The sequence below is a fragment of the Ralstonia sp. ASV6 genome (assembly GCF_016429285.1).
Lineage (GTDB): Bacteria > Pseudomonadota > Gammaproteobacteria > Burkholderiales > Burkholderiaceae > Ralstonia > Ralstonia flaminis.
Window position 1 is genome coordinate 1 of record NZ_JAELUI010000159.1, and the last position, 11909, is coordinate 11909.

The window sequence follows — 11909 nt, forward strand, 5'->3', positions numbered from 1 at the left end:
GCGCAATGGCCTCGAACGGCAGGTGCACAGCGCCCGGGCGGATGCGGTACAGCCACGAGCGGCGGTTGTGCGCACGCGGTGCGGTGAAGGCCGTGCCGGAAATCTGCTCCGCATACAGGCCATACGGTGCCTTCTGCGGTGAATTTTGGCCGTGCGGCAGCGCGCCCGGCAGGGCTTCGGTGGCGAACTCGTTGCCGAAGCCGCTTTGGTAAGCGGGGCGGTCCAGCGACGCGGGGGTCAATGCGTTCTTGGCCGTCGGGGCGAGCATGTTCATGGCGAGGTCCTCAGTTGGAGGGGTGCGTCAAAAGAAAGCGTAGTCGTTACAGCGTCATCAAGCCGGATTGCGTGCGGATTGGCGTGCAGCAAATCGTGCGGCGTCCGGACCACTGGCGGCCAGCGTGAGCACGAGCACCATGCCGAACGACACCAGTGCCGGTACCGCAGCAGCAGAAAACAGCGCGGGGCTGGTCCACTGCATGGCAATCAGTTGTCCACCGATCACGGGGCCGAGTACAGAGCCGATGCGGCCCACGCCCAGGCTCCAGCCAATGCCCGTGGCGCGCAGCGTGGTCGGGTAATACGTGGCGGCCAGTGCATTCACCGCAGGCTGCCCGCCGACAATGCAGAAGCCGGCGACAAACACCACAGCCACCAGCATTGGCAGCGCCGCCGCCACATGGCCGATCAGCGCGACGGTGGCGCAGGCAATCAGGAAGCACACGGCCAGCACGCGTACAAAGCCAAGACGGTCGATCAACCGGCCGAGCGTGAGCGTGCCGATCACGCCGCCCACCTGCAGCGCGGTCGCCACCAGCACCGAGGTATCCGTCGAGTAGCCCGCATCACGGATCAACGTTGGCAGCCAGTTCGACAGGAAATACAGGTCGATCAGGTTCATGAAGTTGATGACCCACAGCACCAGCGTGACCTTGGCGCGGCCTTCCGTGAACAGCGCGGAGACCGGCATGCCACGCGCCGGCGCTTCCGGCACCACGAACTGCGTTTGCGCGTTGACTTGCAGTTGCGGGGCGAGCTTGCCTAGCCAGCGTGCAAGACGCTGATGGCGCGTTTGTGGATCACCCTTGAGTACAAGGTATTGCAGGGATTCCGGTAGCCACAGCACCATCATCGCGCCGATGACGAGCGGCACCAGACCGCCGACCAGGAACACCGCGTGCCAGCCGAAGCGTGACAGCAGCGCCGCGCTCACGAACCCGCCCAGCGCTGCGCCCACAGTAAAGCCGCACGACACCAGCATCATCCACGTCACACGCGAGCGGGCCGGGCTGAACTCGCCGGCCAGCGCCATTGCGTTGGGCATGATGCAGCCCAGCCCCAGGCCGGTGATGAAGCGCAGAACGAGCAGCGCCTGCACGGTTTCCACCTGCGTGGTGGCCAGCATGCAAGCCGCAAAGAAGAACGTGGCGATGATCAGCACTGGTCGACGTCCGAAGCGATCGCCCAGCACGCCAAACACGAGCGAGCCGACCAGCATGCCGAACAGCCCGGCACCGAATACCGGCCCGAGGCTCGCCTTGGTGATGTTCCAGTCTTTGATGATGGCCGGCGCCACGTAGCCCATGGCCTGCACGTCAAAGCCATCGATGATCAGGCACAGCCCGCAGATGGCGAGCAGCAGTATCTGGAAGTCGCCGACCTTGCCCTGATCAATCAGGCGAGCAAGGTCAATGGGGGCTGTAGGCGAGGGGGCTGGGCGCATGCATGGTCTCCGGTGGCGGCAAGATTGGTTTGGCCGCTCTGTCGTTCTGGTTCTTTTGGTTATGCGCGTATTGTCCGGATTGCGTGAAAATTTGAAATATCAATGCGAGAATGCGTGCTATTGATTTTGTGAATATTGAGGCGCCGCATGCTCAATCTGCGCGATGTGGATCTGAACCTCCTGGTGGTTTTTCAGGAAATCCTGCGCGAGAAGCGCATTTCCGTGGCGGCGGACCGGCTTGGCCTGTCGCAGCCGGCGGTGAGCAATGCCCTGGCCCGCCTGCGCCAGACCTTCGACGACGAGCTGTTCGTGCGCACCCCGCGCGGGATGATGCCAACTGCACTTGCCGAGCAACTGGCCGAACCGGTCGCCATGGCGCTGGATACGCTGCAGCGGGCGCTGGGCCAGCGCACGCACTTTGAAGCGGCCAGTTCCAGCCGCACCTTCACCATTGCCATGAGCGACGTCGGCGAGGTGTATTTCATGCCCGTACTGGCGCAGCTGTGTGCCGAGCTGGCACCTGGCGTGCGCATCGATACCCTGCGCGCCGGCGGGTTCGACATGAAGGCGGAGATGGAGGCGGGGGCGATCGACCTTGCCATCGGCGCGTTTGATGACCTGTCGGGCGAGAGCATCTTCCAGCGCCGCCTGTTTCAGCAGGGCTACGTGACGATGTTCCGGCACGGCCATGCGCTATCGGATGGCGAGCTGACATTGGAGCGCTTTCGCGCCGCATCGCACCTTGTGGTGGCGAGTTCAGCCAGCCCGTACAACGCCATCGGGCCGCTGCTGGATAAGGCGGGGATCACGCAGTCGGCGCGCTTTTCGGTGCCGCACTTCGTTGCGGTGCCGTACATCGTCAGCACTACGGACCTGGTCGTAACGGTGCCGCGCAAGCTGGCCGAGCGCGCCGCGCCGCCGTTCGGGCTGCAGTTTGTGGCGCCGCCGCTCAAGCTGCCGGCGCTGCAGACCAATGTGTTCTGGCACCGGCGCTTCCATCAGGATGCCGGCAACCAGTGGTTGCGCAATCTGGTTGCGCAGCGGTTTGCAGAATTAGACGGGTAGCGTGAGTCATCCCCGCATTGGCAGAGATGACTCGGCGGGCCGAATCAATCGGCGAGCTTGCCCTTGCCCATGACCTCCATCATGCGCACCGTCAGGTACAGGCGCGGCACCACGCTGTCGAGGTCGGCCCATTCGTCTGACGAGTGCAGCCGGTCGCCAACGATGCCCATGCCGTCCAACACGACGGGCTTGCCACCGTTCGGGTGGTAAGCGAAGCCGGCATCGGTGCCGTAGCGCATGGCGACCGGTTTGATCGACTTGCCCAACTCCTTGTAGATGCCATCGGCAGCAGCGGCCAGGCGGTCGCTGTCGGCATTCCGGCTGAACGGCGGGCGGCGGTTCTCCACCTTGACCTTGACCTCGGTGTCGGCAATCAGCTTCTTCTGGATGATCTTGTCGGCATCGGCCTGCACGCGCTGCACTTCGGCCACGTCGGCCATGCGCATGTCAGCGGTAGCGGAGGCCGCCTCGGGGATGATGTTGACGCGCTCGCCCGAGCGGACCACCGTCCAGTTGACCGTGGTGCCCTTGGCCGGGTCGCCCAGATCCTTGAGCTGCACGATCTGGTTGGACAGTTCCAGCGCGGCATTGCGGCCGGCTTCCGGTGCCGAGCCTGCGTGCGATGCACGGCCCTTTACGTCCAGATGCACATAGGCGATGCCGTTGGTGGCCACTGTCACCACATCGGCCTCGGGCGGCTCATACACCAGCACGTAATCCTGATCGGCTGACAGCTTGGTGATCAGGCTGCGGGAACCGAGCGAGCTTTTTTCCTCATCGGGGTTGAACAGCACGGTCAGCGTCTTGTAGTCCTTGAAGCCGCGCTCGCGGGCGATCTCCAGCGCGTAGAGGATCATCAGCGCACCGCCCTTGGCATCGGCCACGCCGGGGCCGGTGGCTTTGTTGCCGGTGATCTTGAACGGGCGCTTGGCGGCCTCGCCCACGCCGAACACGGTGTCGTAATGAATCATCAGCATGATGTTCTGCGTGCCGGTGCCTTGCAGCTTGCCAATCACGGCTTTGCCTGCAGCCGGCGGCGCGGCAACGACTTCGACGCTGGCGCCGAGGTCTTTCAACCGTTGTGCGAGGATCGCCTCGACTTTGGCCAGCCCATTGGCATCATCGGTGCCGGTGTCGATATTGACCAGCGTGGCCAGGTCTTTGACGAAGGCATCCTTGCGCTGTTGCGCGGCTTGGAGCAAGGCGCTATCGGCGTTGGCTGCCTTGGCGGGCTGTGCGAATGCGGTGGCGGAGGTGGTGCAGGCCAATGCCGCTGCCAGTGGCACCAGTTGTCTCATTTTCATAGCTGTTTATTCTGATGGAGGGAGCGATTGTGAAGCGGGTGCGCGTCGCGCCGATCAACAATCGCGAGGAATTATCGCACTGGGTTTTCGCAAGGTGTGCAGGAGAGGACGCTTGCTAGAGCGTCAAGCGCTTTCCAATCGGGTATGCAAAGCGCACCAGTTGCCGCCACACGTTGGTTTGCAAGCATCAAGCGGCGAGCCCCAAAAAACACCAGAATGCTGTGCCCTGCACGGTTGACCAATCCGTCCTATCCTCTGCGCTGTTTCCAATGCGCGAGCCTGTGTGCTCGGCATTCAATCACCACGTACCGGAGTGGATCACATGCGCTACAACATGTTGGGACGGACAGGCCTGTTCGTATCGGAACTGTGCCTGGGGACGATGACCTTTGGCGGCAATGACGGCATCTGGCAGCACATTGGCGACCTGCAGCAAGCCGACGCTGAACGGTTGATCGGCCGCTCGCTTGAGGCTGGCATCAACTTTATCGATACGGCGGATGTGTATTCGAACGGCGTGTCGGAAAGGATCACCGGGCAGGCGCTCAAAAATCTGAAGGTGCCGCGCGATAGCGTGGTTGTGGCCACCAAGGTGTTTGGCCAGACCGGCGAAGGCGCGAACGCACGCGGCGCCACGCGCTTGCACATCATGGACGGCGTCAAGGCCAGCCTGAAGCGACTGCAGCTCGATCACATTGATCTCTACCAGATCCACGGCTTCGACCCGGCCACACCGATCGAGGAAACCGTGCGTGCGCTCGACACACTGGTGCAGCAGGGGCACGTGCGCTATGCCGGTGTCTCGAACTGGGCCGCCTGGCAGATCGTCAAGGCGCTGGGGATTGCGGAGCGCCTTGGTTGCGCGCGCTTCGAAAGCCTGCAGGCGTACTACACCATCGCTGGCCGTGATCTGGAGCGCGAACTGGTGCCGATGCTGCAGAGCGAAGGCCTGGGCCTGATGGTGTGGAGCCCGCTGGCCGGTGGCCTGCTCAGCGGCAAGTACACGCGCGAGCAACAGGGCGAGCAGGGCAGCCGCCGCACGACATTCGATTTCCCACCGGTGGACCGCGAGCGTGCCTACACCTGCATCGATGCCATGCGTGTCATGGCTGATGCGCGCGGCGTGTCGGTTGCACAGATTGCGCTGGCCTGGCTGCTGCACCAGCGCGTGGTGACCAGCGTGATTGTCGGTGCCAAAAAGGTCGAGCAGCTTGATGACAACATTGCCGCCACCAAGGTTGAGCTGACGGCGCAAGAGTTGGCGCAGCTCGATGGTCTGAGCAAACTCCCGGCCGAATACCCCGGCTGGATGCTGGAGCGCCAGGGTGAGTACCGGCGCGGCCAGCTTGCCGGCACGCGGCAGGCTGGTCGCTAAGCACCTGGCGCGGCCTCGAACCGTTCGCCCTTGAACACACGGCGCGGGTTACCGCGCTCCACCTGATGATGGAGCGTGCGCCGTTCCGCGCGCTGCGCAGCATGGATTGCCGCGTCATGGTCTGCCAGCTTGTGTGCAAGCAGCAGCACGGCCAGCCGCTTGTTGGCGTGCTGGCTGCGCTCTGTCTGCACCTTTACGCTGATGCCCGTTGCGACGTGCGTGGCGCGCACGGCGGATTCCGTCTTGTTCACATGCTGCCCGCCCGGGCCGGACGAGCGCGTCGTCTCAAAGCGGATCTCGCCGGGTAGTGTTTCAGACGGCGCCGCGCAACGTGCCACGCCGAAGAACCAGTTCTTGCGTGCGTGCCGCGGGCGATAGGGGCTTGGGCACGTCCATTGAATCGTGCCCTCCCATGCGCGCGCCACGGCGTCTTCAGCATCGCCCTCCAGGCTGACCAGCGCAGAACGCAGCGTGCCGGGGCGTGTGCCGTCCTCTTGGTCGAGCAGCTCGACTTGCACGCCGGCCTGTGCTGACTCACGTTGCAGGGTCGCCAGCGCTTTCACGACCGCCAGCTCGCATTCCGCCGGCCCCTGCGCAGAAGAGAATTGCAGCAACACCATCAGCAGCACTCCCCACGCGTCTTGTAGGTCAGCACCGGGCGCAGGCGCGCGAGCACCTTAACCAAGCCAGCGTCCACCAAAGGTGCGATCACGCTGTCGATCGACTTGTAGGCTTCGGGTGCCTCTTCATAGATCAACTGCTTGTCTTCGCAAATGACGTGGCTGCCGAGCTTGGTCCGGTTGAGTTGCGCTGGCGTGAAGCGTCGCACGAGGCGGTCCTTGCAGTCGCTGCGCATCCACTTGCGGCCCGCGCCGTGTGCGAGCGAGAACAGACCATGCGTGCTCGGCAGCGGGGCCACGAGGTAGCTGTAGTCCCCACGCGAACCTGGGATGACGACTACACCTGCATCCGACGGCGTTGCGCCCTTGCGGTGCAGCCAGCCGCGTTCGCCATGGACTGTGGCCGGCGCAACAAAGTTGTGATGCACATCGAGCAGCGGTTTGCCCTGCGCGTGCAGGCGGTCCAGCATGCGGCGCGCGATCAGCTCGCGGTTGGCCTTGGCAAAGCGCAGCGCCGTGTCATGGCGCTCCAGATAGGCCGCGCACGCCGGGTCGTCTTGCGACAGCCCGCTGTGGCCGTGCGCGCGCACTTGTTCTTCCAAGATTGCCTGGCCCAGCCCGCGCGAGCCGCTGTGTGCCAGCAGCAGAAGCTGCCGCGGGTTCAAGGAGATGCCAGCCGCTTCGTCGTAGATGGTATCCACGCGCAGCAGTTCGGCAAAGTGGTTGCCACCACCGATGGTGCCCAGTGCCGCATCAAAACCGGTGCCCACTGGAGCCAATGCCGCCACCAGTTCTCGCCAGCTTTCGTCGAGTGGCGTGTCGATGTTGCCGAGCCGCTTGTCGAGCTTGTCCAGGCTGACCTTGTTGGCCTCGATGTCCGTCGCCCACAGGGTCATGCCGCAGCCGATGTCACCGCCGATCAGCGCCGGATACAGGCGGGCGACCGAGAAGAACGCTGCGCCCACGGGGTAGCCGCGGCCCGGATGCAGGTCGGGCATGCCAGCCACATGGCGCATGCCGTCGAGTGCTTTGGTGGTTTGAAGTTGTCGGATCGCATCGCCTTCGATCCAGGTGTCGTCCGAGGCGATCAGGGTGCCGCCATCGAACAAATGCAAGATGCAGTTGCCCATGAATGTTCCATATCAGGTCTGAAAAAACGTCTGATGTGGCAGGCCGGGGCCCAGGGCAATGCGAAGACGCTGTGAGCTACAGCGCGAGAGATTCGATCAACCCAGGCAAGGGCCTGCAAAGGGGAAAGCAAGGTGACGCATGATTTTTTTTCCTCCTGTGCAAAGTGATTGATCGGTAAGCGGGGCGGATACTAGCACCGCGCTTTGCGCGGTCGCAAGTGCGGTGAGGTACGAGTGTTGGATTGTTGAAACGCGATGGTGCTCACACGGTGCCTGCTGGAAGCGCCAGCCGCGCTGCCGCCAACGCTTCGCGCAGCACCGCCATGTCGCCGATGTGGTTGGCGAGCAGCAGGATGAGCTGCGCGTTGAGCATCGCGCTTTGCTCGTCGCTCAGGTTGCGGTGCGTGTCGATCAACGCCTCGTAGAAATCGTCGGGGCGGGGCAGGTTGGGTTGGGTGTTCAGCGGCATGGTGGTCGGCGTTGTGCTCAGGCGCTCGGTTCAGACGATCGCGGTGGCGCGTGGCGTTGCGGCGGGTGCGGCCTGGCCGCTGGCGCGAAGCGCGGCAGCCGTCAGCTTGGCAGGGTCGAACGTGCGCCAGCGTGCGCAGACGTGCTGGTCCGGGCGGATCAGGTAGGTCGTGCCGGGCCGTGCGTCATAGCGTTGTGCGACAAGTCCGTCGACGTCTTCGAGCGCGGTCACGTTGGCCGAGGTCATGCCCTTGCCACCGGAAGGGAAGATCGCCAGCGTGGGCAGGGGCAGCGCATCCACATGCTCGCCGGCACCACAGAAACGCAGCACGGTAAAGCCGTCGCGCATGTGGGAGAGCAGCCAGCCTGCGCGGCCATCGGCACCGCGTACCGGCGCGTCCAGGGCAACGGCACCTGGCACCAGCGTGCCGGCAAACGGCGCCTCATCGGGTGTCAGCAGCGGTGAGCCTTCGAGCACCGTCGGCATCGACAGGCGCCCGCTGTTGACCAGCGTGCGCGCAAACGGGTAGTGCTTGGCCAGCCGCAGCGTGGCGTCGCGAAAGAGCCGGCTGACGGCGCTTTTGGGCGTGATGAAATCGGTTGAGCGCGTGGAGTGGCGGATGTTGTCATCGGCGGCAAATTCGCGTTCGCTGGCGTAGGTGTCGAGCAACGTGTCGGGGGCGTCGCCATTGAGGACCATGCGCAGCTTCCACGCGAGGTTCTCGGCATCTTGCAGACCGCTGTTGGCACCACGCGCGCCGAAGGGCGACACACGGTGCGCCGCATCGCCAATGAACAACACACGGCCGTGACGGAAGCGGTCCATGCGCTCGCATGAGAACGTATAGACGCTGACCCATTCCAGTTCGAAATCGACGCCTTCGCCCAGCAATGCGCGCACGCGCGGGATGACGCGCTCGGGTTGTCTCTCGGCGACCGGATCGGCGTCCCAGCCGAGTTGGAAGTCGATGCGCCAGACGTTGTCTGGCTGATGGTGCAGCAGCACCGATTGATTCGGGTGGAATGGGGGATCGAACCAGAACCAACGCTCGCTTGGGAACGGCGCGTCCATGCGCACATCGGCGATCAGGAAGCGGTCTTTGAACGTCTGGCCGTGGGCTTCGAGGCCCATCATGTGGCGCACGGGGCTGCGTGAACCATCGGAGGCGACCACGTATTGCGCGCGCTGTGTGTAGGTGCCGTCGGGCGTCTCGATGGTGATCGTCACGCCGTCCGCATCCTGCGTGAGCCCTGTCACCTTGTTCTTCCAGCGCAGCTCGATGTTGGGCAGCGCCTGGGCGCGTTCAGCAAGGAAGCCCTCGACGTAGTACTGCTGCAAGTTGATGAAGGCTGGGCGATGGTGGCCCGCTTCGGGCAGCAGGTCGAAGCTGTAGAGCAGTTCGTTCTTGAGGTAGACCTTGCCAACGTTCCAGCTCACGCCCTTGTCGACCATGCGGTCGCCGCAGCCAAGGCGGTCGAAGATCTCCAGCGAGCGCTTGGAAAAGCAGATGGCACGCGAGCCGGTGGACAGCGTGCAATCGTCATCCACAACGACGACAGGCACGCCCTGCTGCGCCAGGTCAATGGCCGTGGCGAGGCCAACGGGCCCCGCGCCGACGATCACGACAGGGCGTGATTTGGTCGCTGCGCCAGGCTGTTGTTCAACGCACGGCGCGTACGAAAAAACACGGTTCTGGAAATCGGGGTTCATGTCTCGCTCGCACCCGCGACGGTCTTGGCCGCCGCTTTGTTGGTGGAATCAGTTCACGGCAGAAGTGCGCTGTCAGTTCTGCAGCGCGGCCCACATCTCCTGATCGCGCTGGGCCGTCCAGATGCGCGGGTGCTTGATGCCGCTGGCTTCATCAAAGGCACGCGTCACGTCAAACGGCAGACAGTGTTCGTAGATGAAGACGTGGCCGAACTTCGGGTCCATCGCGGCGCGGGTGTGGGCCATGGCGGCCTTGAGGTCCATCTTCTGCGCGACAGCTTCCTTGCCGCGTTCAAGCAGCGTCGAGACGAAATCGCGCGTGTAGGCGAGGCCCTTGTCGACTTCGGCGGGGTTCAGCAGCGCCGGGCCGCGGCCGGGCACGAGCTTGTCGGCGCCGAGCGCACGCAGCGCATCCAGCGTGGCGGGCCACTCTTCGAGCTGCGCGTCCCCGCAGTAGCAGGCGGCATCATATTCGACCAGATCACCCGAGAAGAGCACCTTCTGCGACGGAATCCACACCACCGTGTCGCCCTTCGTGTGGCCGGCGCCCAGGTGCAGGATCTTCACTTCCAGTTTGCCGAGGAACAGCGTGAGTTCGCGCTCGAACACCAGCGTCGGCCAGGTCAGGCCGGGCACGGTTTCCACGCCGGCAAACAGACGCGGGAAGCGTTCGATTTCTGACTTCATATCCGCTTCACCGCGCTCGACGATCATTTCGTACGTGCCGCGGCTGGCGATGATGTTCTGTGCACCTTCAGCAAAGTAGGCCGACGCGCCCAGCACGCGCACTGCGTGGTAGTGCGACAGCACCACATGCTTGATCGGCTTGTCGGTAATGGCGCGGATGCGCGCGATCAGGTCCTGCGCCATCGCCGGCGTGGCGGTGGTGTCCACGATCAGCACCGCGTCGTCGCCGATGATGACGCCCGAGTTCGGATCGCCCTCGGCGGTGTAGGCGTAGGCGTTGGGGGAGAGCTGGGTGAAGGTGACTTGTTTGGCCTCGAGGTCGGCTTGCGAGGCGAAGGCTTTGGCCATTCTGTCACTCCTGTCGTAGTGAATTACGTTTTGGGGAATTTGTTTCGGCGTGAAGATGCCGTGAGCGCGTGGTTGGAGGCACGCTGATGTCAGGCAAAACCGAACGTTGGCAATCATAGACTGCACGGTTGGGTGGCGCGCCTAGGGTATACGTTGATTATGATTAGAAGCATTGTTTCTACAATGCATAAAAATTAAAACGCCGTTAACAGCGGCGGTCCGCATGCTACGCTCGCAGCACTTGTCGGCTCCGGCACTGCCCGGTGCTACCCAACTTGCGCCCCACGAGGACATGGAGACCACTGAAGTCGAAGACGACCTGCCACCCGATGGCGATGCTGACGATGCGCGCGCAAATCGCGACCGCTCCGGCATTCAGTCCATCGAGGTCGGCGCTCAATTGCTGGTGGCGCTGACGCATGCCATGCGCGCGATGGCACTGGGTGATCTGGCACGTGCGGCGGGCATGCATCCGTCCAAGGCGCATCGCTACCTGGTGAGCCTGCAGCGCGTGGGGGCTGTCTCGCAAGACCCGCTTACCGGCCGTTATGAGCTTGGGCCCTTTGCGCTGCGCCTGGGGTTGGCGAGCCTCAACCGCACCGATGCCATCATCCGCACGCGGCCTTTGCTGGCTGGTGTGCGTGACCAGACCGGCCACACCATCGGCATTGCTGTGTGGAGCGATCGTGGCCCAACCGTTGTGCACTGGGAAAAAGCCGGCGGCGCACCTGGCGTGAACCTGCGCATCGGGGATGTCATGCCGATGCTCAATTCCGCCACTGGCCGCCTGTTCGGTGCGTATCTGCCGATCGAGCAGACGCTGCCGCTGGTCGAGCGTGAACTGCACAAGCGCGGCAGCGACGATCTGCCGGATCTGCCGCGCTCGCTGACGGACTACTACCGCCTGTGTGAAGACATTCGCCGGGAGGGCGCGTCATGGGTCTCGGGCAGCCTGTTGCCTGGGGTGAGCGCGCTGTCATTGCCGGTGTTTGGCGAGCGCGGGCAGTTGGCGTTGGTACTCATCGCGCTGAACCTGGAGCCGCTCTTTCATGCGGAACGCGGCGGCGAGCACGAAGCCACGCTGCGTGCCTTCGTGACACAGCTTTCTGCGATGCTACAGGCGCCGGCACCCGAACCCGCCAAGGCGAGCGCCCGTCGAGCACGCGTACCGCGTTAGCGGGCTTAGGGTTCTCGCCAATTTCATCCTTTCGTAAGAAATTTACTATCTCGTAACTCGTGGTGCCCCCTCGTGCGGCCTGCAGCCTGCGCGAATGCCATGACTACAAGAACGAGGAGACTCATGGACTTGTCGATTGCCGCCATCCTGGCGCAGGACGGCGTGACATCGGGCGCGATCTACGCGCTCCTGGCATTGGCGCTCGTACTGGTGTTTTCGGTCACGCGCGTGATCTTCATCCCGCAGGGGGAGTTCGTCGCCTATGGCGCGCTCACGCTGGCGGCCATTCAGGCAAACAAGGCGCCGC

At 63.9% G+C, this 11909-nt stretch carries 11 protein-coding genes and 1 pseudogene; 4 read left to right on the plus strand and 8 right to left on the minus strand.

Annotation, left to right across the window (positions count from 1 at the left end):
• The coding region (locus JHD73_RS23420; protein ID WP_199032575.1) for a homogentisate 1,2-dioxygenase at positions 1-274 on the minus strand (274 nt) is incomplete at its 3' end.
• 57 nt (positions 275-331) lie between these two features.
• Positions 332-1720: an MFS transporter gene (locus JHD73_RS23425; protein ID WP_199032576.1), complete on the minus strand. Its 1389-nt coding sequence runs from the start codon at positions 1718-1720 to the stop codon at positions 332-334.
• 147 nt (positions 1721-1867) lie between these two features.
• Between JHD73_RS23425 and JHD73_RS23430 the strand changes: the two genes are divergently transcribed.
• The gene (locus JHD73_RS23430; RefSeq protein ID WP_199032577.1) at positions 1868-2785 is read left to right on the plus strand and encodes a LysR family transcriptional regulator; all 918 of its coding nucleotides are present in this window, start codon (positions 1868-1870) and stop codon (positions 2783-2785) included.
• Positions 2786-2829: 44 nt separating this feature from the next.
• On the opposite strand, the gene JHD73_RS23435 is transcribed toward JHD73_RS23430, so the two are convergent.
• Entirely contained in the window at positions 2830-4089 is a 1260-nt protein-coding gene (locus tag JHD73_RS23435; protein WP_199032578.1) for a glutamate carboxypeptidase, read from the minus strand.
• Positions 4090-4411: 322 nt separating this feature from the next.
• On the opposite strand from JHD73_RS23435, the gene JHD73_RS23440 reads away from it, so the two are divergent.
• Entirely contained in the window at positions 4412-5464 is a 1053-nt protein-coding gene (locus JHD73_RS23440; RefSeq protein ID WP_199032579.1) for an aldo/keto reductase, read from the plus strand.
• Here the strand turns inward: JHD73_RS23440 and prfH are convergent.
• The 5 genes from prfH to JHD73_RS23465 form a co-directional block, all read right to left on the minus strand.
• Entirely contained in the window at positions 5461-6084 is a 624-nt protein-coding gene (gene prfH, locus JHD73_RS23445) for a peptide chain release factor H (RefSeq protein WP_199032580.1), read from the minus strand. The two genes, JHD73_RS23440 and prfH, sit on opposite strands and share 4 nt — an antisense overlap.
• Complete coding sequence (locus JHD73_RS23450; protein WP_199032581.1) at positions 6084-7214, minus strand: RNA ligase RtcB family protein; 1131 nt, start codon at positions 7212-7214, stop codon at positions 6084-6086. The genes prfH and JHD73_RS23450 overlap by 1 nt, the downstream gene beginning before the upstream one ends.
• Positions 7215-7476: 262 nt before the next feature.
• Positions 7477-7683, minus strand: a complete 207-nt coding sequence (locus JHD73_RS23455; protein ID WP_199032582.1) for a DUF2783 domain-containing protein — start codon at positions 7681-7683, stop codon at positions 7477-7479.
• A gap of 30 nt (positions 7684-7713) precedes the next feature.
• Positions 7714-9393 (minus strand): FAD-dependent oxidoreductase, encoded by a 1680-nt coding sequence (locus JHD73_RS23460; RefSeq protein ID WP_199032583.1) that lies wholly within the window; start codon positions 9391-9393, stop codon positions 7714-7716.
• A gap of 72 nt (positions 9394-9465) precedes the next feature.
• On the minus strand, positions 9466-10425 hold the full coding sequence (locus tag JHD73_RS23465; RefSeq protein WP_199032584.1) for an MBL fold metallo-hydrolase: 960 nt from the start codon (positions 10423-10425) through the stop codon (positions 9466-9468).
• 292 nt (positions 10426-10717) lie between these two features.
• Between JHD73_RS23465 and JHD73_RS23470 the strand changes: the two genes are divergently transcribed.
• On the plus strand, positions 10718-11602 hold the full coding sequence (locus JHD73_RS23470) for an IclR family transcriptional regulator (protein WP_199032585.1): 885 nt from the start codon (positions 10718-10720) through the stop codon (positions 11600-11602).
• Positions 11603-11725: 123 nt separating this feature from the next.
• A pseudogene (locus JHD73_RS23475) lies at positions 11726-11909 on the plus strand (branched-chain amino acid ABC transporter permease); the annotation flags it as partial.

What these genes read in the sequence shown, in the direction of transcription:
- JHD73_RS23460 (WP_199032583.1), bottom strand. Translation starts at nt 9,393, where the DNA reads ATGAACCCCGATTTCCAGAACCGTGTTTTTTCGTACGCGCCGTGCGTT.
- JHD73_RS23455 (WP_199032582.1), bottom strand. Translation starts at nt 7,683, where the DNA reads ATGCCGCTGAACACCCAACCCAACCTGCCCCGCCCCGACGATTTCTAC.
- JHD73_RS23425 (WP_199032576.1), bottom strand. Translation starts at nt 1,720, where the DNA reads ATGCGCCCAGCCCCCTCGCCTACAGCCCCCATTGACCTTGCTCGCCTG.
- JHD73_RS23430 (WP_199032577.1), top strand. Translation starts at nt 1,868, where the DNA reads ATGCTCAATCTGCGCGATGTGGATCTGAACCTCCTGGTGGTTTTTCAG.
- prfH (WP_199032580.1), bottom strand. Translation starts at nt 6,084, where the DNA reads ATGGTGTTGCTGCAATTCTCTTCTGCGCAGGGGCCGGCGGAATGCGAG.
- JHD73_RS23450 (WP_199032581.1), bottom strand. Translation starts at nt 7,214, where the DNA reads ATGGGCAACTGCATCTTGCATTTGTTCGATGGCGGCACCCTGATCGCC.
- JHD73_RS23440 (WP_199032579.1), top strand. Translation starts at nt 4,412, where the DNA reads ATGCGCTACAACATGTTGGGACGGACAGGCCTGTTCGTATCGGAACTG.
- JHD73_RS23470 (WP_199032585.1), top strand. Translation starts at nt 10,718, where the DNA reads ATGGAGACCACTGAAGTCGAAGACGACCTGCCACCCGATGGCGATGCT.
- JHD73_RS23465 (WP_199032584.1), bottom strand. Translation starts at nt 10,425, where the DNA reads ATGGCCAAAGCCTTCGCCTCGCAAGCCGACCTCGAGGCCAAACAAGTC.
- JHD73_RS23435 (WP_199032578.1), bottom strand. Translation starts at nt 4,089, where the DNA reads ATGAAAATGAGACAACTGGTGCCACTGGCAGCGGCATTGGCCTGCACC.